At 51.1% G+C, this 22,875-nt stretch carries 26 protein-coding genes and 2 pseudogenes; 14 read left to right on the plus strand and 14 right to left on the minus strand.

The genetic code is table 11. The annotated features are described in order from the left end of the window. Positions 1-8 precede the first annotated feature (8 nt). From H7F11_RS13810 to nfsA, 3 genes are read left to right on the plus strand one after another with little or no spacing between them, the layout of a single operon-like run. The gene (locus tag H7F11_RS13810; RefSeq protein WP_010640796.1) at positions 9-296 is read left to right on the plus strand and encodes a chaperone modulator CbpM; all 288 of its coding nucleotides are present in this window, start codon (positions 9-11) and stop codon (positions 294-296) included. 22 nt (positions 297-318) lie between these two features. Beyond that, on the plus strand, positions 319-849 hold the full coding sequence (locus tag H7F11_RS13815; RefSeq protein WP_193650802.1) for a methylated-DNA--[protein]-cysteine S-methyltransferase: 531 nt from the start codon (positions 319-321) through the stop codon (positions 847-849). A gap of 27 nt (positions 850-876) precedes the next feature. After that, positions 877-1,614, plus strand: a complete 738-nt coding sequence (gene nfsA, locus H7F11_RS13820; protein ID WP_193650801.1) for an oxygen-insensitive NADPH nitroreductase — start codon at positions 877-879, stop codon at positions 1,612-1,614. 54 nt (positions 1,615-1,668) lie between these two features. On the opposite strand, the gene H7F11_RS16810 is transcribed toward nfsA, so the two are convergent. The 8 genes and pseudogenes from H7F11_RS16810 to H7F11_RS13860 form a co-directional block, all read right to left on the minus strand. Next, entirely contained in the window at positions 1,669-1,815 is a 147-nt protein-coding gene (locus H7F11_RS16810; RefSeq protein ID WP_227485516.1) for an SDR family oxidoreductase, read from the minus strand. Positions 1,816-1,904: 89 nt separating this feature from the next. Beyond that, positions 1,905-1,994, minus strand: a pseudogene (locus H7F11_RS17015) (SDR family NAD(P)-dependent oxidoreductase); the annotation flags it as partial. Further along, on the minus strand, positions 1,994-2,389 hold the full coding sequence (locus H7F11_RS13835) for a VOC family protein (RefSeq protein WP_193650800.1): 396 nt from the start codon (positions 2,387-2,389) through the stop codon (positions 1,994-1,996). The pseudogene H7F11_RS17015 and the gene H7F11_RS13835, both read right to left, overlap by 1 nt. 134 nt (positions 2,390-2,523) lie before the next feature. Next, a complete protein-coding gene (locus H7F11_RS13840; protein ID WP_193650799.1) occupies positions 2,524-4,779 on the minus strand; it encodes a putative bifunctional diguanylate cyclase/phosphodiesterase in 2,256 nt (751 codons plus the stop codon). A gap of 146 nt (positions 4,780-4,925) precedes the next feature. After that, entirely contained in the window at positions 4,926-5,369 is a 444-nt protein-coding gene (locus tag H7F11_RS13845) for a hypothetical protein (protein WP_193650798.1), read from the minus strand. Between the two features lie 50 nt (positions 5,370-5,419). Continuing rightward, positions 5,420-5,755, minus strand: a complete 336-nt coding sequence (locus tag H7F11_RS16815; RefSeq protein WP_227485517.1) for a hypothetical protein — start codon at positions 5,753-5,755, stop codon at positions 5,420-5,422. Positions 5,756-6,111: 356 nt separating this feature from the next. After that, positions 6,112-6,846 carry a response regulator transcription factor gene (locus H7F11_RS13855; RefSeq protein ID WP_031574313.1) on the minus strand — a complete coding sequence of 245 codons (735 nt, stop codon included), beginning with the start codon at positions 6,844-6,846 and terminating at the stop codon, positions 6,112-6,114. A 3-nt stretch (positions 6,847-6,849) separates the two neighbouring features. Further along, positions 6,850-9,591: a sensor histidine kinase gene (locus H7F11_RS13860; protein WP_193650797.1), complete on the minus strand. Its 2,742-nt coding sequence runs from the start codon at positions 9,589-9,591 to the stop codon at positions 6,850-6,852. Between the two features lie 166 nt (positions 9,592-9,757). Between H7F11_RS13860 and H7F11_RS13865 the strand changes: the two genes are divergently transcribed. The 11 genes and pseudogenes from H7F11_RS13865 to H7F11_RS13915 all read left to right on the plus strand — a co-directional run bounded on the left by H7F11_RS13865 (position 9,758) and on the right by H7F11_RS13915 (position 19,417). After that, on the plus strand, positions 9,758-9,937 hold the full coding sequence (locus tag H7F11_RS13865; protein ID WP_193650796.1) for a hypothetical protein: 180 nt from the start codon (positions 9,758-9,760) through the stop codon (positions 9,935-9,937). Next, on the plus strand, positions 9,934-10,026 hold the full coding sequence (locus H7F11_RS13870) for a K(+)-transporting ATPase subunit F (RefSeq protein WP_193650795.1): 93 nt from the start codon (positions 9,934-9,936) through the stop codon (positions 10,024-10,026). Before H7F11_RS13865 ends, H7F11_RS13870 begins: the two co-directional genes overlap by 4 nt. After that, positions 10,023-11,777: a potassium-transporting ATPase subunit KdpA gene (gene kdpA / locus H7F11_RS13875; RefSeq protein WP_193650794.1), complete on the plus strand. Its 1,755-nt coding sequence runs from the start codon at positions 10,023-10,025 to the stop codon at positions 11,775-11,777. Before H7F11_RS13870 ends, kdpA begins: the two co-directional genes overlap by 4 nt. A 13-nt stretch (positions 11,778-11,790) precedes the next feature. Beyond that, positions 11,791-13,857: a potassium-transporting ATPase subunit KdpB gene (gene kdpB / locus H7F11_RS13880; protein ID WP_193650793.1), complete on the plus strand. Its 2,067-nt coding sequence runs from the start codon at positions 11,791-11,793 to the stop codon at positions 13,855-13,857. An 86-nt stretch (positions 13,858-13,943) separates the two neighbouring features. Further along, complete coding sequence (gene kdpC / locus H7F11_RS13885; RefSeq protein ID WP_193650876.1) at positions 13,944-14,549, plus strand: potassium-transporting ATPase subunit KdpC; 606 nt, start codon at positions 13,944-13,946, stop codon at positions 14,547-14,549. A gap of 145 nt (positions 14,550-14,694) precedes the next feature. Continuing rightward, complete coding sequence (locus H7F11_RS13890) at positions 14,695-14,898, plus strand: hypothetical protein (RefSeq protein ID WP_193650792.1); 204 nt, start codon at positions 14,695-14,697, stop codon at positions 14,896-14,898. Positions 14,899-15,103: 205 nt separating this feature from the next. Next, a complete protein-coding gene (proB, locus tag H7F11_RS13895; protein ID WP_193650791.1) occupies positions 15,104-16,081 on the plus strand; it encodes a glutamate 5-kinase in 978 nt (325 codons plus the stop codon). Between the two features lie 22 nt (positions 16,082-16,103). Then, positions 16,104-17,297, plus strand: coding sequence for an outer membrane beta-barrel protein (locus tag H7F11_RS13900; RefSeq protein ID WP_193650790.1), 1,194 nt, complete (start codon positions 16,104-16,106; stop codon positions 17,295-17,297). Between the two features lie 40 nt (positions 17,298-17,337). Beyond that, positions 17,338-17,691 (plus strand): hypothetical protein, encoded by a 354-nt coding sequence (locus H7F11_RS13905; RefSeq protein ID WP_193650789.1) that lies wholly within the window; start codon positions 17,338-17,340, stop codon positions 17,689-17,691. A 24-nt stretch (positions 17,692-17,715) separates the two neighbouring features. Then, positions 17,716-18,147 carry a hypothetical protein gene (locus H7F11_RS13910; protein WP_193650788.1) on the plus strand — a complete coding sequence of 144 codons (432 nt, stop codon included), beginning with the start codon at positions 17,716-17,718 and terminating at the stop codon, positions 18,145-18,147. Positions 18,148-18,403: 256 nt separating this feature from the next. Beyond that, positions 18,404-19,417, plus strand: a pseudogene (locus H7F11_RS13915) (IS30-like element ISCARN114 family transposase). Here H7F11_RS13915 and nudC read toward each other — a convergent pair. The 6 genes from nudC to H7F11_RS13940 form a co-directional block, all read right to left on the minus strand. Next, positions 19,408-20,133, minus strand: a complete 726-nt coding sequence (gene nudC / locus H7F11_RS13920) for an NAD(+) diphosphatase (protein ID WP_193650316.1) — start codon at positions 20,131-20,133, stop codon at positions 19,408-19,410. The pseudogene H7F11_RS13915 and the gene nudC sit on opposite strands and share 10 nt — an antisense overlap. A gap of 381 nt (positions 20,134-20,514) precedes the next feature. After that, positions 20,515-21,057: a DJ-1/PfpI family protein gene (locus tag H7F11_RS13925; protein ID WP_227485518.1), complete on the minus strand. Its 543-nt coding sequence runs from the start codon at positions 21,055-21,057 to the stop codon at positions 20,515-20,517. Next, on the minus strand, positions 21,054-21,398 hold the full coding sequence (locus tag H7F11_RS17020; protein WP_319803396.1) for an FMN-binding negative transcriptional regulator: 345 nt from the start codon (positions 21,396-21,398) through the stop codon (positions 21,054-21,056). Before H7F11_RS17020 ends, H7F11_RS13925 begins: the two co-directional genes overlap by 4 nt. Further along, positions 21,358-21,714: an FMN-binding negative transcriptional regulator gene (locus H7F11_RS17025; RefSeq protein ID WP_264674721.1), complete on the minus strand. Its 357-nt coding sequence runs from the start codon at positions 21,712-21,714 to the stop codon at positions 21,358-21,360. The genes H7F11_RS17020 and H7F11_RS17025 overlap by 41 nt, the downstream gene beginning before the upstream one ends. 13 nt (positions 21,715-21,727) lie before the next feature. Further along, on the minus strand, positions 21,728-22,378 hold the full coding sequence (locus H7F11_RS13935; RefSeq protein WP_193650315.1) for a transglutaminase-like domain-containing protein: 651 nt from the start codon (positions 22,376-22,378) through the stop codon (positions 21,728-21,730). A gap of 10 nt (positions 22,379-22,388) precedes the next feature. Next, positions 22,389-22,874 carry a cupin domain-containing protein gene (locus tag H7F11_RS13940; RefSeq protein ID WP_193650314.1) on the minus strand — a complete coding sequence of 162 codons (486 nt, stop codon included), beginning with the start codon at positions 22,872-22,874 and terminating at the stop codon, positions 22,389-22,391. Between the last annotated feature and the right edge of the window lies 1 nt (position 22,875).

Raw genomic sequence — 22,875 nt, forward strand, 5'->3', positions numbered from 1 at the left:
AGTGCACGATGGTTTCAACGCCCATTCAGGTTATTGAAGCGGAGCTGCTGGAGGAGGGGGCTTTCTGCTTTGATTTATCGCGCTTCTGCACCTTGCTGCATTGTGCCGAAGGCGAAGCCGTGCAACTGGTGCACTATGGCGTCATTCATCCTGAAGGCAGCGGTCCCCAGCACTGGCGCTTCCGCAGTCTGGATCTTTATCGGGCCAGACTGAGCCGCCGCCTCGCCCGTGATCTGGAAATTGATCTGGCCGGAGCCGCCCTGGCAGTGGATTTACTGGAACGCTTGCGGCATTAGTGGCTCTTGCAGGGCTGAAAGCATGTCTCTCAACGAATCCTTGGACTGGGGTATTCATAGGTGCAATACCCCTTTGGGGGAAATGCTCCTGGTAACTGATCCGCAAGGCATTTTGCGGGCGTTGGATTACTGGGAGGACAGCCAGCACAGTATCCTTGCAGATCTCGGTCGGTTGTACGGCACGGACCGAATCACGCTGACCAGCGGACCCCTGCCCACGCTGATACGTCATAGTCTGGAGGCTTACTGGGCGGGAGATTTGCAGGCACTGACGGTCATTCCTACAAAATCTGCCGGAACGCCCTTTCAACAGGCAGCCTGGGCTTGGTTACGCACCATTCCCGCCGGAGAAACCCGCAGCTACAAGGAACAGGCTCAGGGCATGAACCATCCTGCGGCTGTTCGCGCGGTAGGACACGCCAACAGCAAGAATCCCATTGGTATTGTCGTACCCTGCCACCGGGTCATTGGCAGCAATGGCACCCTGACTGGATATGCGGGCGGCATAGATCGCAAACGCTGGTTGTTGCAACATGAAGGCGCCCTATCCTGATTCGCATCATCCAGTTGGAGATTGAATATGAACGACACCCTCAACGTATTAAAGCAACATCGATCCATACGGCGCTTTAGCAGGCAACCCGTTGAACAAACCCTGGTTCAGGAAATCGTCCGCAGTGGTCAACATGCTGCAAGTTCCAGTCATATCCAGGCCTGTACGGTCATTCAGATAAGCGATCCGCATTTGCGGGATAAAATCGCACATCTGGCTGGCGACCAGGAATATATCCGCAGTGCTGGCGCTTTCCTGGTATTTTGCGCAGATTTACATCGTGCAGCCCGTATTGGCAGCCGGGAAAATCAGACATTTGTGGCGGGCATGACCGAGCACTTCATTATTGCCACCGTTGATGTCAGCCTGTTCGCCCAAAATTGTGTAACAGCGGCTGAATCAATGGGATTGGGCACTTGCTACATTGGCGCCGTACGCAACCATCCGCAGGAAATCAGTGATCTGCTGCATTTGCCTGAACAGGTTTACCCTGTTTTTGGACTCTGCATCGGTTATCCCGACCAGAATCCTGATCTGAAACCGCGACTGCCCCTGTCCGTAGTGCTCAAGGAAAATAGTTACGATGAAACCAGCGATGAAGCAGAAATCAGCCAGTACGATCAGCAGATGGCCGAGTACTATCGCAATCGCAATGCTTCGCAAAAAAACAGTCGCTGGACCCAGGAAATTGCTGCTCTGGTAGGCCGGGAAGCACGGCCCCACATGCGCGGCTTTTTGGAACGGCGCGGCATGAATACCCGTTAAGGACAACCAGCCCCATTCTTCGAGATTTACGAATGCAGGGTTTGTTCCCATGCCTTATAGCAAATTCATGCCGCCATCGACCATCATCACTTCACCCGTTAGATAAGTCGATTCGGTCAGCATCAGCGCCACATCGGCAATATCTTTCGGACTCGCGCTGCGGCGCATAGGCGCTTCACGTATCCACCAATCCTGGAGCAATGGCGTTTACCCGAATACCGGGCCCCCGCCAGTGTCGCTGCTGCTTGAAGGCCTGCGGCTGAGGAAGCGCGGGAATGTAAGGCCACCCGATATCCGGCCTGAGTCAAACGCTGTGCAATGGCGAGACCAATGCCGGAACTCGCACCGGTGACCAGTGCGACACGCGTCCGATCAGTCATTATCGTTTAATTCCCGAGTCATAAATGGACATCTCCAGCAGATTCCCATCGGGATCCCGAAAATAGACCGAAGTAATCGGACCTGCGGCCCCAGTGCGGGGCACGGGACCCGCTTCAAGGGCAACACCACAGTTCTGGAGATGGGCGAGCAACTCGTGAATGTCTCCCTGAGCGATGAAGCACAAATCTGCTGATCCGGGAACAGGATGAGCCGCATGCGGAGCAATGGGACATTCTGCCGGATGCAGATTAATTTTCTGCTGCCCAAAAACCAGGGCGTTGCGCCCCTCGCCAAAAGTGACGGCCTGCATACCTAACACCTGCGAATAAAAGGCGATGGTTGCAGACATATCCTGCACGGTCAGCACCAGATGATCCAGTCGGTCGATTTGCATGGGGAGTCTCGGAAAACAAAGATGGACACCTAATTTAGCAGCTGGGATCTCTGCAATATAGCGCAGGAATCATCAATACCGCACTGCATTGGTAGGCTTTTTGCAGATGGAATGTCCTGCCCATGGCCTGACCATCACTGCGATACCTCCCACGGATTGATGAGGGGCACTCCCTCGGTCTGGAAATCCTTCGATTCATATGCAAGGAGAACAGCTTCTTCAAGAGCCTTTTCTGCCTGTTCCACAATGCGCCAACCTGAAGCTTCTGGAGAGATTGATAACTGGTTGATCAGTTCTGCAATGGCTTTGTGGTACTCTCGATGGCGTTGATCTAATGGGCTTCCTTCTAATACACCCAGATGTTGCATCGCCCTGTGTAACGGACAAATGCCAGGGTCTACCATCTCTTTATAGTCCATCAGGCGAAGATTCTGGCGCATGGTTTTTTCCAGAACGCTATGGATGGCAAGATGGAGAGCGTACAGCCCCAAAAAGGTATGAGGATAGTTAGAGCGCTTAACGGCTGGGCGCTGTAAGAATTTTTGCAGTTCTTTTAGTGACAAGGGTTTGGCAATTGCGTATCCCTGCAAAAGTGAGACGCCTGCAACTGTGACGGCATCCAGGATGTCTTCTGTCTCTACGCCTTCCACAACCAGAGTGACGCCTAAATTGATAGAAAGATCCTGCACAGTATTCACAAAATAAAGATCTCGGGGTTGTTTCTCCAGTGTGCGAACAAAAGCCTGATCCAGTTTGATTTTATCAAAAGGTAGTGTTTTTAAGCGTAGGAGTGAGCTATAAGCGCTGCCAAGATCATCTAATGCCAAATGAACACCGAGCTTTTTCATTTCCACAAGATTTTCTATTGACGAGGCCTGCTCCAGGAAGTCATCTCCTTCAAGGATTTCCAGGGTTACACGTGACGGATCAATGCAGGTTGGCGCAAGCAGAGCCCTCAAATATTCTACGCATCCGGCAGAAACCGAATGTGCATCAAGATTCACGGATACCCACAAGGAATATCCTTGCCCATCCAGAACCGCAAGATCCACCAATGCTTGTGAAAGCACGCCCCTCGTCAATGTTGTCAGGTCCGTAGTCTGTAATTCCGGTAAAAAGTGGGCAGGGGTCCAGAGGTTCCCCTCAGCATCTTTTAGGCGTGCCAAAGCTTCGATGCCGACTATCTTGCATGTGTAGCTATCCAGGATGGGTTGATACCAGACCTCCAATGCGCCGTTATCCAGCAGAACCTGTGCCGGATTACGCTGATCTGGAAGGGGATCATCGCCGAAAACCATCCAGCAATTTTCCCGATCCGCTTTGTGGGCTTTGATTTCATAGAGTGCCTGATCAGACCAGCGCAGCAGCTGATCCGCCTGGTCTGTATCAGCAGAAGGATAGAGCGCCAGACCCATGCTTGCCCCAACCTGAACGCTTTCACCATTACTCAGAAGGATCGGTGCGGTGATGATCCCTTCAATTTTTTTCAGGAGTTGCACAAGGTCTGCATGCCCCGCCAAATCTTCCAGCAGGAGTACGAATTCATCCCCCCCGTAACGGGCAATAAAATCGGATTTGCGCAACATACCGGTCAGACGTTTACCTAAGGTCACCAGCACTTCATCGCCAATCTCATGACCATAGGTGTCATTGATCGGTTTGAAATTGTCCAGATCCAGCATACAGACCGCCAAATGACGATTATGACGTATGGTTCGGAGCATGGCTGGCTCCATCTGCGTTTCCAGCGCCCGTCGATTGGGAAGATCGGTTAAAGCATCGGTATGCGCCAGACTCTGGAGAGCTTCCCGATACTGCTGTTCATTCCGACGTGTTTCCAGATGCTCCATGGCGTCAGCCATGAACACAGCCATCTTTTCCGCACTGTCGGCCATGAGTTCCGGTGGTTCATGTTGTAAGCCACTCAAAACCAGCACACCCCATACAGAGGCATGCCGATGAATCGGCGTTGCCAGTAGCCACTGGATGCCAATGGCTTCTATAGCCTGTCGCCATCCTGCCAGATCGGGATGTTGCAAATATTCGCTGTGCGCATAGTCAGTCACGAGCAAGGTATGATCCTCAACCTGAGCCCGTGCCGTAATACTGCGCGCATGAGGGTGGTCTGGCGAAAACAGTACCGCCACATTCTCCAGAACTATTTGTTGTAATGGACCGGAAACCGCCAAAGGCCGCAAAATGTGACCAATATCGGCCCGGGCGATGGCGCAGGTATGAAACAGCCCGCTTTGATCCAGACTGGTCAACATCTGGTCCATAAGCCGCTTTTGGGCCTGATCCCAAGGCAGGTCTACACTTCCAGTGAATGGGGCCTTACTCATGCTGGAAAAGATGTCCAACCAGATTTTCAGGGGTGATTGATTACTCATATCATTAAGACCCATACGAAACTATTAGAAATTTTATACCGGCACTTGGCTACCATTTAAAAATATTCTGTGAAATGCCTTATCAATTAAGTCAAGTAGAGTGCTTTTTGTTTCTCAAAGGCGGTCGATTGCGATGCCGTATATTGTCACCATGTCTCTGAGCAGCAGACCGAGTCATCTTGGTGCTCAGAATGGACATGCAATGTAATGATTTTCTTATTTGTCACCGACTCGACGACGCCGTCAATGAGTCCAAAACCAAAATTACAGAGTGCGTGTTTACCAATATCCACACCACGATCCCGAAGAACCAGGCCGATTTTGCAGTTCGTCAGATGCGCGCAGTCGCCATTCAGTTCTATATGGTCCATAAATTCTTTATCAATAAAGAATTCCTGCACAAGCGCACGGGCATCCTCAACACTTCCGCCAGCGTGCTCCTTGCCAATTTTGCGTCCCATTTTCTTGCCCGCATAACGGAACACACTAATGGCGCCTTTGTCGCCAATTAAAGAGCCCACTTCTGTAGCAATATCGCAGAGTAGCTCGACAATATCACGCGTATCCATAGCACATGTTTTTTCAGTCATAATTCCCCACATGAAGCAAAGTCCAGTATTGAAGTGGTTGTCACCCAGGATTATCCCAAGAGATTCCGCTCAACCACGATTTCAGAATGGGCGTGTCCCATAGCAACACAACGTGTTTGTCTGGCCCAGAAGCCCGCCTTCGAACGATTTACCTGATAATAAAACTCCAGGGTCAGATCCGGTTTCGCCGTGATGTCTGCCGTATAAAGCAATTTCATGAGTGAAGCACCGATTCCGATCATCAGATACTCGTACCACAGCATTTCACCCAGATAACGATGTGTAGCGATAGACAGACCATCTGTAGAAATAACGTCGGAGGCTTCGATATCTGCGGAGCTACCATTGAGATCGGACAGCACAGACTGAATCATTTCTTCGCGCATCAGATACCCAACCATAGGAAATATACTCAATTCTTAGATAGTCGAATGTAAGAATTATGCAATGATCTACTTAGGAGCACTTACAGTAAACACCATGCGTCGTTGTGTCTCGTGGGCACTTTTTCCATCATCGCTAATATACTGATTATATAAAATTTTTCAATGGACTAATGACTTATATTCCGCTTTTATTCTCCGCAGATGACTATGAGCCAATGGCTAGCAGCCTGTCGGATTATTCACGTAATCCACTGATTCTATTGCACCTGCCATTTTCTGGAAATTTTTTAAACGCATATTAATCAATGTGTTACGCTACTTCAAAACCGAAAGTCCGACAGGCTGCTAGCGAGAAATTATTGATCAACAAGCCGATAACCAAAACCTTTTTCCGTAAGCAGATACTGTGGAGCTTCCGGATCGTCCTCGATTTTTTCCCGTAACCGTTTGATATAAAGACGTACATAATGTTTCTGTTCCATACTGTGTATACCCCATATGGATGTAAGGATGACCCGATAGGACAGTACCCGTCCCTGATTTATGGCAAGAAGATGTAACAGCTCATATTCCTTGGGCGTCAAATCAATCACCTTCCCTTTTTTACGCACACAGTGGGTAGGATCATCAATTTCCAGTTCCCCAATAACCCAACAACGCGGGTTATCTTCCAGCACCCCTACCGGTTTTTTGCGCAGATGGGCCCGCAAGCGGGCAAATAATTCACCGATGGTAAAGGGTTTGGTCAAATAATCATCAGCGCCTTCATCCAGGGCCTGCACTTTGTCCATTTCATGTCCTCGGGCAGAGATGACCACAATGAGCGGCTGTTCTCCACTCTGAGTGCGTAGACGACGAATCATGCTTTGACCATCACCATCGGGCAAGCCCAGGTCCAGAAGCAGAAGTGCAAAGCAATGCCCTTGTTGTAATTGATATTTTTCATAGGCTTTCCAGGCATCTCTGAGGGTACGTTCCCAATGCAGACAATAACCGGGTTCCCGGTCCATGGCAGACTGCAGAAATGCGCCAATGCCCGGATCATCTTCTACCAGAAGAATATCTATGTTTTCTTTATGGTTATTAGGCATTTATCACTCCTCTTCGGAGGGAATAAGGGGTTCCGCTTCGCGTGGGATGGCAAAGCAGAATACCGCACCATGCACCGCAACACGGTTACGCACCCAGATACGCCCATTATGGAGTTCAATAATGGCTTTGCAGATGGCCAAACCCAGGCCACTTCCACCCAGGCCCACCGGGGGCTTGACCTGACTGAAACGACCAAATATTTCCTGCTCACGGCCAGAGGGAACGCCGAATCCATGGTCGATGACGCAAACGACAATCTCTTTTTCATCAGCATAGGCTTCCAGTTCAATGTCGCGGCCCGGTGGACTGTAACGACAGGCATTTTCAACCAGATTGGTCAGTACCTGCACAATCAGCTGGGGATCAACATGCAGGAGTGGCAGATTTCTGGCGATTCTGGTTTGAAACGGATGCTCTGTACAAAGAGATTTTACCTGATCGCGCGCGCTGACCAATAAATCTTCCAGCGGGGTCCATTCCTTCTGAATCTGGAGGCGCCCGGATTGGAGTGCAGCCATATGTAAAATACGTTCAACGGTATGCTCCATTTTTTCCGTTTGTTGGCGGATGTTTTCCAGAAGTAACCGATCTTCAGAGCTGAGTCCCTGGGCATTGCGCTGCAAAGTGGTTGCCGTACCCAGGACACCCGCAAGGGGGGTTCTCAAATCGTGCGATACGGCACCCAACAGGGCATTTTGTAGTTGTTCGACGCGCAAGCGCACATCCGCCTCCGTACGCTGCAAGGAAGCTTGAGCTGAATCCAGAGCGACAGCGATCAGGCGCACCACCGTTTCCAGAAAACGTAGCCAGTCAGTCGGGGCGCGGCGTAAATCAAGGTCGGCCAGCATGACCACGCCCAAAGAGCGCTCATTGATTATCATGGGCATGAAAAGTGCCGGAAGATCGGCCAGGGTATTGGTACTCATTCCCGCATTTTTCCTGTTCTGGAAGCACCAACGCGCAGCAGCCTGGAGTTTTCGCTGTAGTGAATCTGTCTGATCTAGTTCTGGAAACTGTTTGAGTGGGCCTTCAGATTTTTCGGTGGCGGGTAGCCAGAATGCCACAGAAATGCCCAGTGTCTGCTCCAGTTTTTCGATACTCGCGTTGAGAATCCCTTCTACCCCACGCGCACTACTCAACACCTGAACCAATTGGTAGAGGTTACGTGCCCGGCGCTCACGAATACGGGCCATCAACTCCTGTTCCCGGGAACGGGCGACCAACTGGCTGATCAAGAGAATCAGGGACAAAATCAGCGCGAAATAAGCCAGTGAACCCAAAGTCGTGGGCAAGCCCTTACCCAGCCCGAAAGAGTAATAGCTGACCGCAGCGGTTATAAATGTAATCAGAGATGGCCAGCGTCCATAGAGCAGTGCGGCACCCACCGCGCCCAGCATGTACAACATGAAAATGCCCGCAAAGCCCAGGTAGGCCGCCAGCATCCAGGCCAGACCGCTTAACCCCAGTCCCAGTAGAGCGCCAAAAATAAAATGGCGATTGCGGATATGGCGCCGTAAAGGTGAATTCATGACTCCAAGGTATTGCTGATTTCGCAAACGCTGATCTTCAGAAATCGGTTTTTTGGCAGGAATGGGGTGAATGATGATATCCATGCTGCGCTCACTGTTCAGAAGATGCGCAGTCAGTGATCCGGGCCACCACCACAAGAATTTCCGAAGACCTTGCGCCTGACCCAGCACAATCTGGGTCACGTCACGCAAACGTGCGTAGGCCAGGATTTCCGCGCCGATGTTCACGCCAGTCAGGCGAGCTGTTTCTGCACCCAGACTTTCGGCAAGGTGCAGATGATTCCAGATCCACGCCTGGGTTTCAGCCTTTTGCATCAGACCGCGTGGGGTATCTACGTGAATGACCAGCCAATCCGCCCGTTGTGCCGTAGCCAGATGATAAGTAGCCCGGACCAGATGTTCATCCTCGGGACGCCCACTGATTGCCACCAGCAAACGATCCCGGCTTCCGCCACGGCGTTCCTCCTCAGGATTTTGTAGCTGAAATTGGCGCAACTCCAAATCGACGCGGTCTGCCGCCAGACGCAGTGCCAGTTGCCGCAGCGCGATCAGATTCCCTTTGCGAAAAAAGTGCGACATCGCCCGTAAGCCACGATCTCCCAGATACACTTTGCCCTCTTTGAGGCGCTGCATCAGGTCTTCATCGCTGATATCCACCAGAACGACCTCATCGGCCTCCTGGATCAGGTGGTCGGGTACCGTTTCCTGTACTTTTATGCCCGTAATCTGCTGGACCACTTCATGGGCACTTTCCAGATGCTGGACATTAATGGTGGTGGCTACTGAGATACCGGCATCCAGCAGCTCTTCCAGATCCTGCCAACGCTTTTTGTGACGCGATCCCGGTGCATTGCTGTGGGCCAGCTCATCCAGCAAAAGTAGCCCGGGACGACGACTGAGGGCGGCGTCCAGATCAAATTCCTCCAGCACCACATTTTTATAGGGCAAATGCTGGCGTGGCAGCATAGGGAGCGCATCTGCCAAAGCCTTTGTCTCATGGCGTTGATGGGTTTCAACGATCCCTATCAACACGTCTGCCCCTTTAGCCATCTCCTGCTGCCCGAAACGCAGCATGGCGTAGGTTTTTCCCACGCCTGGTGCGGCGCCAAAGAAAATTTTCAGTCGACCACGCTGTTGTTTGCTTTCCTCCTGCTGGACCTGGGCCAGCAAGGCATCAGGATCAGGGCGGCCATCGCTGCGATCATGATCGTCCATGCTGGGCTCGTGGAAATTGAGAATGCCTGGCCATCGAGAAAGTCCCTGTTTTCTGTGCTCTGGCGTTGAGCATAAGCGAAATTTCAAAGAAGACCAAGAAAACGCAAAATTATGACAAAAATGGTGTCTTTGTAGACAATTTATAGATGATTTATACGGAATTTATATGGAATTTATAGATCACGAATGGTTACGCTTCCAGGGTGACAGTACCTATAGAATTCAGAGCAGTCTGAAACAGAAGGAGCAGGTTATGATTGTTATTTATCTGTTTATTATTATTGCCTTTTTTATGGCATCCATGGGGATGGTACACCTTCTCGATAAACTCAGGAGTATCAAATGACTGCCTTCATATGGATAGGACTGGGTCTGGGTGCCATGCTTTTTGTCTACCTGCTGGCTTTTCTGATTAACCCGGAGAAATATTTATGATTTCCACGCTGCTACTAACCACTACTCTCCTGGTGGTAACCATTCTTCTGGGCATTCCACTCGGTGTCTATATGCATCGGGTTTACGCAGGGGAGAGGTTTTGGGCCTCCCGGCTGCTTGGGCCTGTAGAGCGTCTTACCTACCGCCTGATCGGTACGTCTCCGGAACGGGAGATGGACTGGAAACGCTACGCCTTGGCCATTCTCCTGTTTAACCTGGCAGGAGGGCTATTTTTATACATATTACTCCTGTTGCAAGGCCACCTCCCATTTAACCCCATGCATTTTTCCGGCGTAGCACCGGGTTCTGCCTTCAATACGGCAGTCAGTTTTATCACCAATACCAACTGGCAGGATTATTCGGGCGGCTCCACCATGAGCTATCTGTCCCAGATGCTGGGTATAACCGTACAAAATTTTCTTTCGGCAGCCACGGGTATCGTGATCCTACTGCCGATCATTCGTGCTTTTGTCCGTCATAACACCAAAAACCTGGGCAATTTCTGGGTGGATATGACCCGGACCGTGCTTTATGTCCTGATCCCCTTGTCGGTGATTTTTTCCTTGATATTGATGCAGCAAGGGGTGGTTCAGACCTTGAGCGGGGCCATTCATGCGGACATGGTTGCACCCTTCACTTCGGGGGGTAAAACCATTCTGCAGCAAGTCATCCATATCGGACCGGTGGCCTCCCAGGAATCCATCATGATGCTGGGCAATAACGGCGGCGGTTTTTTTAACATGAATGATGCCCAGCCTTTTGAAAATCCCACCGGATTGACCAATTTTCTGGAAACAATGGTGATGATTCTCATCCCGGTAGGCTTGGTTTTTCTGTTTGGACAGATGACCAAAGCCAAAAAAACCGCCTGGGCGATTCTGGTCTCCATGCTGATTCTGTTTATCCCGCTGACCCTGGTCAGCCAGCACTTTGAACTGGCGGGAAATCCGATTTTTCATCAACTGGGTGTAACCCAGGCCAACCATGCGGCGCTTGCCGGAGGTGGCAATATGGAAGGCGTGGAAGACCGCATTGGCGCAGGGGCATCGGCCCTGTTTGCAACGGTGGCTACGGCGACTTCCACGGGTGCGGCCAACAACGCTTATGACTCACTCATTCCGCTCAGCGGCGGTATCAATCTATTTTTGATGCAACTGGGTGAAGTTGTTTTCGGAGGCGTCGGTTCCGGCCTTGCCAGTTTCCTGGCCTTCATGATTTTCGCCGTGTTTCTGGGTGGGCTGATGGTCGGACGCACTCCGGAGTTTTTGGGAAAAAAAATCGGCGCGTTTGAAATCAAAATGGTCTCCCTATCCATTTTGGTCATGCCCCTGCTCGTTCTCATTGGTACCGCCATTGCTGCCACAACCGTAGCGGGGCGCGCCGGTGTTTTCAATCCGGGTGCACATGGGTTCAGCGAAATGCTCTATGCCGTGACTAGTCCCGCCAACAATAACGGCAGCGCTTTTGGTGGACTCAGCAATGATACTCGCTTTTACAACCTGTTAACCGGGATGTGTATGTTGTTTGGTCGTTTTTGGGTGTATCTGCCGCTGCTGGCATTGGCGGGGGCTCTGGCAGAGAAAAAGAAAACACCCGCAGGATCAGGCACTTTAGCCACGCATACGCCTATTTTCATCGGCTTGACCGTGGGTGTCATTCTCCTGGTTGGCGCACTGAACTTCTTTCCGGCACTGGCGCTGGGACCGATTGCAGAGCAGTTGGCACCGGTCAGTCATGTCATGACGCACTAAAGGAATCCTGACGATGGAATCTACGCATAAACATGAGGTAAAACCGATTGTCTGGAAAGACCAGAGCAAAGGGGCACTCTGGGACAGCTTTAATATGCTTTCGCCCCGGGTGCAAATGCGCAATCCAGTCATGTTCGTCGTCTATATCGGCTCCTGGTTGCTGTTGGCTCTGTTTTTCCATGATCTGATTGCGCGTAATGGCGAAGCCCTATTCACCGGGGTCATCGATCTCTGGCTCTGGCTGACCCTCATTTTCGCGAATTACGGAGAGGCCCTGGCCGAAAGGCAGGGGGAAGCCCAGGCGAGTAGCCTGCGGCAAAGCCGTCATGAAATGGTGGCTAAAAAATTGGCTAAATCCGAACGCAATGCGGCCTACCAGGAAGTTCCCGGAGTGAGCTTGCGCACGGGTGACGTCATTCTGGTGGAAGCCGGTGATTTTATACCGACAGACGGTGAAGCTATCACCGGTGTGGCGGCTGTCGATGAAAGTGCCATCACCGGAGAAAGTGCGCCGGTTATTCGGGAAGGCGGTGGGGACCGTAGTGCGGTAACCGGCGGCACCCGCGTGATCTCGGACTGGCTGATTATAAAGGTGACTCAGGAAGCGGGAAATACGTTTCTGGATAAAATGATCAGCATGGTCGAGGGGGCTGCGAGACGCAAAACCCCCAATGAAGTAGCGCTCAGTATTCTTCTGGTCTTTTTGACCTTGGTGTTTCTGGTCGTGACCGTGACGATTTACCCGTTTTCCTGGTATAGCGTCCATTACGCCAGTCATTCCGGCTCCGTCATTAGCCTGCCGGTCCTGATCGCCCTGCTGGTGTGTTTGATTCCCACAACCATCGGCGCACTTTTGCCAGCCATTGGCATTGCTGGCATCGTCCGCCTCTTGAAAGCCAATGTCGTAGCGACTTCCGGTAGGGCCATAGAAGCTGCCGGGGATGTAGACATACTCATGCTGGATAAGACAGGCACCATTACTTACGGCAATCGTTCGGCGGCTGCTTTTTATCCCGTTTCCGGAATATCCGAGGCACAACTCGCTCAAGGTGCACGTCGGGCCTCCCTGGCGGATGATACCCCTGAAGGCAAAAGTATTGTGGCATTGGCCTTGAAGCATTTTCCCGATCAGCAGGAGTCGCTGCCCACGGATGCCAATTTGATTTCCTTTACGGCCGAAACCCGTATGAGCGGGGTGGATTGGGAGGGACAGCAGCTGCGCAAGGGTGCGCCCGATTCCATGAAAGCCTGGATAAAAGATTTGCAGGGAAGCTGGCCGGAAGGCTTGGATGCCATTATCGAGAAAATTGCCGCAGGGGGCGCGACACCGCTGGTGGTATGTTCTGGTGCCCAGGTGCTCGGGGCGATTGAGCTGCGGGACATCGTCAAAACCGGAATCAAGGAACGCTTTGCTGAGTTAAGAGAAATGGGCATCCGCACCGTGATGGTGACGGGAGATAATCCCTTGACGGCTGCTGCCATTGCGGCGGAGGCCGGTGTCGATGATTACCTTGCGGAAGCCAAACCGGAAACCAAACTTGCGCGTATCCGTCAATATCAGAGTGACGGATATATGGTAGCGATGACGGGAGATGGCACCAACGACTCGCCAGCTCTCGCACAGGCCGATGTGGGGCTGTGCATGGCCAGTGGTACCCAGGCCGCGCGAGAAGCTTCGAATATGGTGGATATGGACTCCAACCCGACGAAATTGCTGGATATTGTCCGGATTGGCAAGCAGTTGCTGATGACTCGTGGGAGCTTGACCACCTTTAGTGTCGCCAACGATGTTGCCAAATATTTTGCCATCATACCGGCGGCTTTCATCTCTACCTATCCACAATTATCGGCCCTCAACATCATGGACTTGAGTTCGCCGGATACTGCGATCATGTCTGCCGTGATTTTTAATGCACTTATTATTCCCATTCTGATTCCTCTGGCATTGAAAGGCGTCAAATTCCGGGCGGACAGCGCGCAGAATATTTTGCGCCGGAATGTCTGGATATACGGATTGGGAGGCATCATTGCGCCTTTCATCGGCATCAAGTTGATCGACCTGTTACTGACGGTTTTATAGGAGGATTCCACATGAACAAGCCACTCGAAAACGCTTCGAGACCGAATGCACAGGATGGGGATCATCAAGGAGTACGGGCAGCGGTGATGGGAGATCTGAAAAGCACTTTACTGCTTTTTCTCCTGTTGGTGGTGATAACCGGGCTGATTTACCCCTTAACGATGACGGGCGTCGGACAATTGCTGTTTCCTCATCAGGCAAATGGCTCGCTGATTAAAGAACATGGGCGCGTGGTGGGTTCTGCATTGATTGGACAGTATTTCCGCGAACCGGAGTACTTCTGGAGTCGTCCCTCCGCGACTTCGCCGATGCCCTATAACGCAGCGGGTTCAAGTGCTTCCAATCTGGGGCCGAACAATCCGGTATTGGCACAACATGTGGCTGCCCGCGTCAAAGCGCTCAAGGCTGCGGACCCTGCAGAAAAAGGCCCGGTTCCGGTGGATCTGGTTACCTCCTCGGCGAGCGGACTGGATCCGGACATCAGTATTGCAGCCGCCCGCTATCAGATACCACGCATCGCCAAGGCTGGGGGCATCAATCCGACGGTTTTACAGCAACTGGTTCAGAAAAATACCCACTATCCCTTGCTGGGTTACATCGGAGAACCGGTGGTCAATGTCCTGAAACTCAATCTGGCTTTGCATGCGCGCTATGCTCAGAAGCATCCTGAAGCAAATCCCGTGACCCATTAATCCGGGTTTTTTGCAGCTTGTTCCTGCAGGGTTATTTCCCTGCAGTTTTTTAATCGCTTTATGACAGCTTCCACCTGAATTTTGTCTAGATTCAGCGGAAAAGCAGGATGGAAAGGAAACCCTAGACATTAAGGAGAACTCAATAATGACTACGCTGAAAGAGAGATTGCTTGAGGCAGAATGGGCTGGTTATCACTGGGCCATGGAACATCCTGATGCTACCAGAGAAGATGTAGAGAATGCCTGTGACAACTATTATCCCCAAGCCATATCCGGGGTGCTGGCTTATGCCTTTGAAAGAGGCCGGGCAATGGCCCGTGAGGGGAAAACACCCGAACCGATGGAATGACACGCACCGCAGTGAATGATTTTATATCCTATGGGAAGTCTTAAAAAAGGCATTGATGCGTTAGACGCGCATGCATCGCTCATTTCTGATTAATTCCGCATTTTTATATAAACATTATACAACATTTATATGGAATTTATAGATGCATCTCGGATAACCTTGCGGTGTTGAAGAAAATATCAGTTTTTGACGAATGGAGGTTTTGATGATCAATAAACTGGTTGAAACCACAGCCAAGCTTTCTACATTACCCAGCCGCACCACGCTGCAGAAAAAGTCGCAGCGATGGATCATTAAAATTGGCAGCAGCTTGCTCACTTCGGAAGATTACCAACTGAATCTGGTGGCCATCCGACATTTTGTAGAACAGATATTACGCCTTCGGGAACGGGGCATAGAAGTGGTCCTGGTGTCTTCTGGGTCCGTCAGTGTGGGCAAAGGACATTTGGGTTTGGCCGGAAAAACACTGCCAGCCGAGCAAAGGCAAGCCGCTGCCAGCGTCGGGCAGGCAGCCCTGATGCATGCCTATGAAAATCTTTTGGCACAGGAAGGAGTGCATTGCGGGCAAATACTGCTGACCCAGGACAATTTCAAGGATCGTAAGCGCCGTAAAAGAACCTTATCCGCCATTAATATGCTTATGAAAATGAATATGTTGCCGATATTGAATGAAAATGATGCCCTTGCAGATCATGAAAACCAGTTTGGCAACAACGATCATCTGGCCGCAGTCATCAGCCGGTTGTGGCATGGGGATTTGATGGTCCTATTGACGGATCAGGCGGGCTTGTACGATGCAGATCCGCGTATTCAGGTTGACGCCCAGATGATTCAGGAAGGCATGGCTGGTGATCCGCGCTATGAAGAGATGGCGGGGGGAAGTGGTACTGCTGTGGGTACCGGCGGTATGCGGACTAAAGTCGATGCCGCAGCCTATGCCGCTGTTTCAGGCACAACGACAGTGATTGCCAGTGGGCACATTCCTGACGTACTGCTGCGATTACAACAGGGTGCATGTTTGGGGACTTTTTTGCGCTCTGAAAAATTCGACCAGATGTGGCTCAAGGCACGTCGGACCACCTTACAAAAAACGACGTATTCCTTACTTGGAGTGGCTGTGAAATTGTCCAATACGAATTCCAAGCAGCACCGTTTTTATAATTCCTCATATTGCTACAGATGATATGCAATCAGGAGAAATAATCATGCTTCTGTGCTCGGTTCAAAAAAATAAAACGGTTTTTTTACGGCACCGTCTGATTGGTTCCGCTTGTCTGATGCTTTGTGGAATCGCGATTGCCGGCGTTGCCAATGCCAGTCCATTGACGTTACCCAACCCTTTGACGTTCTCTGCCGGACTATTGGGAAAAATTGACGTGCAAGGCATTGCCAGTGGCATGGCCTTCTATCAGGATAATCCTCAGGGGTCTCCAGGTACTTTGGGTGCCAAACGGGAGGGCGCTGATATCACCAATGGCATGGTGATTATCCAGAAAGAAAATGGCCCGATTCAGTTTGATATTCAAGCAGGGGCTTACAGCTTCCCTACGTTGGCTGCATCTATTCCCTCGGCATCTCGTAGTACCAGCGAGTTTGGTGCATTGCCCGTGGCTTATTTAAAAATTGTGCCATCATCAAATTTTTCAGTCGAAATTGGTCAATTACCGACATTGATCGGTGTTGAGGATGGATTTACCTACCAGAATATCAATATCGAGCGGGGCTTACTTTGGGATATGGAGCCCATCATCAGTCGTGGAATCCAGTTCAATGCCAGTGCAGGACCTTTAAGTGCCTCGCTTTCCTTGAATGATGGTTATTTTTCTAATCACTACAATGTCATGAGTGGATCCCTGAGTTACGCAATTAACGGTTCCAACACGCTCGGTTTTTACGCAGATGGGGCACTAGGAAAATCACGAACAACATCGAATGACTCTGCCTATAGTTCTTACGGTAACGAGAGCCAGATTTATGGTGTTGACTACGAATATAGTTCGGGTCCATGGGTGATTGAACCCTATTTCCAGTACATGCACACACCCAAGTCGACACATCTAGGCATACCGCACGCATTCGATAATTATGGCGGCGCTCTATTGGCCGACTATAGCTTTACCCAAACAATCTCTTTGGGTGCGCGTGCCGAGTATCTGGAAGTGGGCGGAAAAACGGGTGAGGGGCTTAACGCCATCGCTTCATCACTGACTGACCTCCCCGCCGATTCCCACGCCTGGTCCATCACGCTGACCCCGACCTATCAGAGTGGCGGGTTCTTCGCCCGGGCTGAACTTTCCTATGTAGCTGCTTCCTGCCCCAAGGGTGATGGCTTTTCGGGAGCAAATGGTACAAACACGACACAACTGCGCGGCATGGTCGAAACCGGCTTCATGTTCTGAAACAGCGTAATGATTATGGAAAATGGTCAAGGAGTTTCTCATGATTGAATCGGTAAAAGTTTCCTCAGCGCTTTGTGCGAGCCTTGCTCTGCTCGCTGTCAGAAAACGCGCCTGGTCATTCGAAAGGCTTGGCCATGAACTGGGCGTAGAGGCAACGCTGATCAGAAAGAGTTGGCATCACCTCTTGGAAAATGCATGGCGTCTCTTTCCCGAGGAGAGATTGAGTAAGCACACCTGGCAACCAGACGCCAGCATCAAAGCAATGATTGCCCTGGCCGCCTGCAGGTATGGATCGGAGCAGATAAAGGCTGTTGCCCGACAATACGGGGTGCCTGTTCAACAAGTAAAATATTGGCGCCGTATTTTATTGTCTCGCGCCGCACAAGTCTTTTAGCTCTGGGCCTGTAGGGAAGCAACTATGTTGCCCTCATCAGGCCTCGATCTGAGTTTGCCCCGTTCAATTTTTCTATCGATCATTATCTTCATCCTTTTTTTGTTAATGCTTGGTGGCATTTACATGCTGTTTTCTTTTCATCACAAAAAGGCTTTGAGTCCGGCGATCAATGCACCGATGTTGAGCGACGAATGGTTTTCTGGATACGCCAGTGAAGCATTGAGCTCAACATCCCCCATTTTTGGTCGTTTGTTTGCACAGCCTAAAAAAGATGAAAACAAATGGATATTGTTAAAGAAAATCGATCAACGGTTTTTATGGGTATGCACAAAAACGGCCAAAATGGGATTTTGGACATTAGATCTGGAAGGGACCCCTTTATGGAGAGAAGTGCCATTGGATCGATTAGCCTTGTCAGGATATTTGTGTGCGGAAAAAATACAAGATTTAAAATAAAAATATTGTTTATATAAATTAAATTATACTTCAGTAACGGCGGGTGCAACGTAACATTCCAAGTTGCATGCAAGATAAATTAAGGGTCAATCTTCTTCTCCAGCCACCCCAATCATGAAGACAGGTCGAATGACGTCATTTGCCTTCCGCCGATGAATGACCGCTATCGGTCTTTACCAGTCATCAGATCATAGAGAATGGGCGCGCTCTAAAATGAAGTGCAACACCTCTGGTCGAAGGCAGACGGAGGTGAGAGATGGCCAGAAAATACAGGCAATTGATGCCCGATCAGCGAAACCAGATACAGCGTGGATTGAATCAGGGGCTGAGTATTCGTGGCATTGCCAGGCAGTTGGGCCGAAGCCCTAGCACGATCAGTCGGGAGATTCAGCGAGGTCGTGTGGAAGAGACCTATGACGCCGTATGCGCTCGGGAAGAAGCGCAGAGGCGCCGACGCAAGGGAGTCAGGAAGTTGACTGAAGGTTCGCCTTTAACCCTCGCGGTGACACACGCTATTCTGCAAAGGAAGTGGTCACCGTAGCAGATAGCGGGGAGGTTGCGGATGGACTATCCCGAAGACAAACAGTGGCACGTCTCTCATGAGACTATTTACCAGTTTATCTATGCCCACCCGGCGGGTGAACTGCGCAAGGCATTGATTGCAGGGCTGCGCAGAGGGCACAGCAAACGCAAGCCCCGCACACGAGGTAAAGACCGTCGTGGCGGGATCACGAACATGCGTTCGATCCGTGAGCGCCCGGAGGAAGCACAAGCCCGCGAAGTACCCGGTCACTGGGAAGGCGACCTGATCAAGGGGGCATTCAATGCCAGTGCTATTGGCACGTTAGTGGATCGTAGCAGTCGCTTCGTCATCCTCGCGCGAGTGGAGGATGCTACGGCAGAGGCGATCCTGGAAAGCTTTACGCGGCGTTTGCGAACGCTGCCCAAGAGCTTCCGGCGAACGCTTACCTATGATCAGGGCCGCGAAATGGCTCGGCATCAGGAACTGGAGCGAAATACGGGCATACGTGTTTATTTTGCTGACCCACATAGCCCCTGGCAGCGTCCGACCAATGAAAATACGAATGGCCTACTGCGTCAGTATTTCCCCAAGGGCACGGACTTATCCGAATATTCACAACGGCGTTTGACTCAGGTAGCGGAGGAACTCAATAATCGGCCCAGGAAGTCCTTGGGATTCCGAACACCAGCCGAAGTGATGGCACAGCAAATCAGGCAGTTAAACAGCGGTGTTGCACTTCAAACTTGAAACCGCCCACTTTGAATCATTTGATAAGCAAGCGTAGAAGGATGTGGCAAAGAAGGTAATTCATTTTTTTTAAACCAGCGTAGATCTTCAATTTCATTAATTTGGGGGAGTATTTCGCCATCCGCATAGTCAGCTATAAAACCTATCATTAATGAGTCTGGAAATGGCCAAGACTGGCTCCCGAACCAGCGAATGTTTTTAATTTCGATACCAGCTTCCTCCCGAACTTCACGACGCAAACATTGCTCAACTGACTCGCCCACCTCAACAAATCCGGCTAACGCACTATAGATCCCAGGCGGGAAATGTGGTGATCGTGCTAATAGCATCTCATTTCCCTTCATTACCAAGCCAATGGAAACAGGCGAAATTCTTGGATAGATTTTGTGTTTGCAGGAGGTGCATTCACGAATCGGCTCATCCGGACGGGTTTGCATTGGTTGTCCACAAACGCCACAAAATTTGTTTTGGCACAACCATGCGGCAAGTTGTCGAGCCCTGGACATAGCATCAAGTTCCCCTTGTGCCCATAACCCAAAAAGGTGGAAGGAATCTGCTCGAATAAGACCAGCTGGAATTGCAAGGTTTTCTGGCCAAATCGTCATCTTGCAGGGTATGCCCCCTAAATAACCAAAGATGAGGGTCTCGCAACTCTGCCCAAGTGTTTCAAATTTAATATTCACCTGAGATGGAAAAGTTTTGGCCTCTCCAAGCACTAAATCCTGCCCAACGAATGTAAATTCAATAGAGTGATCGGAACTATGGAATACGCCATAATCAGGGGTAAATGGTGATGGATGCGAGTCGATTATTTGTCACTCCTGATAAAACCGTAAGCAATTAGAAAGGAAGTTGCCAGTGTGAGCACTATGATTCCCAAAGTGAATCCAATGGTACTATAGATGCCGTATAACATGGGATGATCTTCCTGTGGGCGTACGAGACGCAATGCACCATTCTGTCTCGTGAGTGTTTTCCCTTTATTGCTAATGTACTGATTCTCACAATACCAGGCAAGCCGAAAAACTGAGTATAATGAGACATTACTGTTAATCATAATCAGCGTTATCTGTTAACCACCCGTCAGCGTCAGGATTTTACCGCACTATGTCACGAAAATTGGCTCCCCAACTCGCTGAAGAAGAGTAGGAAATGCCAGAATATTGATCTGGTCTTGGATGAACAATCTTGACGCTGATCTCTGCTGAAAACTGACCAATCACAAGACGCCGGACGGGTATCGCATCTAATTCGGCGAGCAGATCGTGATACCGCCAGTGCGTCGTCGCGCGTCGCCCGCTGAGCAGTCCCGCCGTGCCGAGCAGCAGAGCCCCCGTGCAAACAGCGGTGACAAATTGCGCCGTCATCGCCTGGCGTTGTACCCATGCCTGCACTTCCTGATCAAGCAGCAAGGCATTGATACCGGCTCCGCCGGGAATACAGAGAACATCCACTGGCGGCCCTTGGTCCAGTGTGGTTGTCGGGTAAAAGCGCATACCCGTCGAACAAGCCACTGATTCCCGTGTTTTCCAGAACAGGTGGATCTCGCAATCCGATAAAGCGGCAAACATCTCATAAGCTCCCGCCAGATCCAGCAGTTGCAGTCCGGGAAACACTAAAAAGCCTACCGTCAAATTCATTGGGAAGACCCATTTTTACTGCCTTCCAGGCGGGTCCGAACCTGTTCGGCCATGGCTTCTGAGTCCGGTTGATGGCACTGCTCAAGATGTGTCAGCACACTATCCCGGTTAAGGCGTGGCCGGTTCTGGCTGACTTTCCACTTGCCCTGCCAGCGGGTGATGGGAATTTCTATCCCCACTATCTGCTGAATGAGCTGTTCCGTAAAGTCATGGGGGGCATCCTCCACCTGCCAGGGCAAAGGCAAATTCTTTTCCTGCTGCGCTGTCAGCGCAGACATCTGTTGTCGTATCCACGCCGGATCATCCCGGACCTGCAGAGGGCCATAGGCATGGATCACCACATAAGTTCCAGGTGGGCGCCACCTTGCCGGTTTCCGCCTTGGTCGCGTACCAGGAGGGGCTGATGTAGTGCTCTGGTCCCTGAAAGATTGCCAAAACTTCTGCGTTCGAATGGGCCTCTTGCCACAGTGGGTTGGCGCGGGCGACATGCCCCTGCAGGACCGGTTGAGAGCCTGTATCTGGAGCAAGGTACAGGGGAATATGATTGGCCTCCAGACCATGGTCACCCAGGCTGACCAGCGTTGCCAGAGGATGCGACTGGATCAAGGCCCGTAAAATTTCCGGTCGGGTTTCTGCAAATGCGTCAGGGCAATACATCGGCAGTCTCCTGTTATTGCTGCATGCTCGGCGCGGCGGGTGCACTGACACATGAATCCGTGGCAGGTGGGCAGGCGTCAATAGGATGGGCTCGATATTGCGTTATGTTTGGCAGATGTTCCATGGCAGTGACCAATTCTGGCCAAGGCTCGGCCCACACTTCCGGATAATCATGCTCACCAATGTACCTGGTCGGAAAGGCCAGATTCTCCTGTCCGGGTATAAATTCGCAGTGGATTCCGGGCTTGCTGTTGCCGCGCGCATCACAACGATACCAGCCCTGGTCATCCAGCCAGACTGCGGTGAAACCATGTGTGCAGTAAGGCGGATTGGGGCCATCCAGCGTCAGCCGTTGATAGCAAAATCCGGCAGGGATTTGGTTGGCACGCCACAAGGCCACGAGCAGATGACTTTTCGCGGTGCATAGGCCAGTTCCCTGCTGCAACACCTCCGACGCGGCACAGGTCACTTCTTCTCGGTGGAAATCCATGCTGTGCGCAATGTGATCGCGTACCCATTCGAAGCAATGCCTGGCGGTTGTCGTTGGATCGTCAGATGACAGCGTGGCGGCCAACTTGCGGATATCGGCATGGGTATAATCGACGATGGCACTTTCCATCAGGAAGTGCGGCGACGGTTGGGTATCGAATTTTGCGGGTTTCATCGGTTTCCTGTTATCTCTTCGGGGATTCGCGCAACACATGGATATCTGCCATATCTACCAGATTCCATTCCCCATGATTACGGTACAGGCGTTTATGCTGGTTCGGGTAATCCGTGACGTCCTGATCCAGGCGCTGACCGATGACCAGGCACTCAAGTATTTCTGTCCCATCGTTGATGATGCTGTGCGCGGCTGCATGGCAAGGAAAACCGACGAAGTCACCATGGGCGATGAGATACTGATCATCCCCCATGGTGAGCGTGCCCTTACCAGGCAGCACGTACACGGCTTCTTCTTCATAATGATGCAGGTGGTACTCGGTACTTTCTTTACCCGGTTCAATCTGGATGAGATGTATACCCATATGACAAAGACCTACCGCATCGCCTAAAGACTTATTGATTCGAACGGCACCGGGATTGAGGAAATGGACCTTATGTTCGCCCTTCATCTGACTCATTTCCTGTGCGGTGAGCAGCAGTTTTCGGGTATTCATG

Source organism: Acidithiobacillus sp. HP-2, from assembly GCF_015100155.1.
Classification (GTDB): Bacteria; Pseudomonadota; Gammaproteobacteria; order Acidithiobacillales; family Acidithiobacillaceae; genus Acidithiobacillus.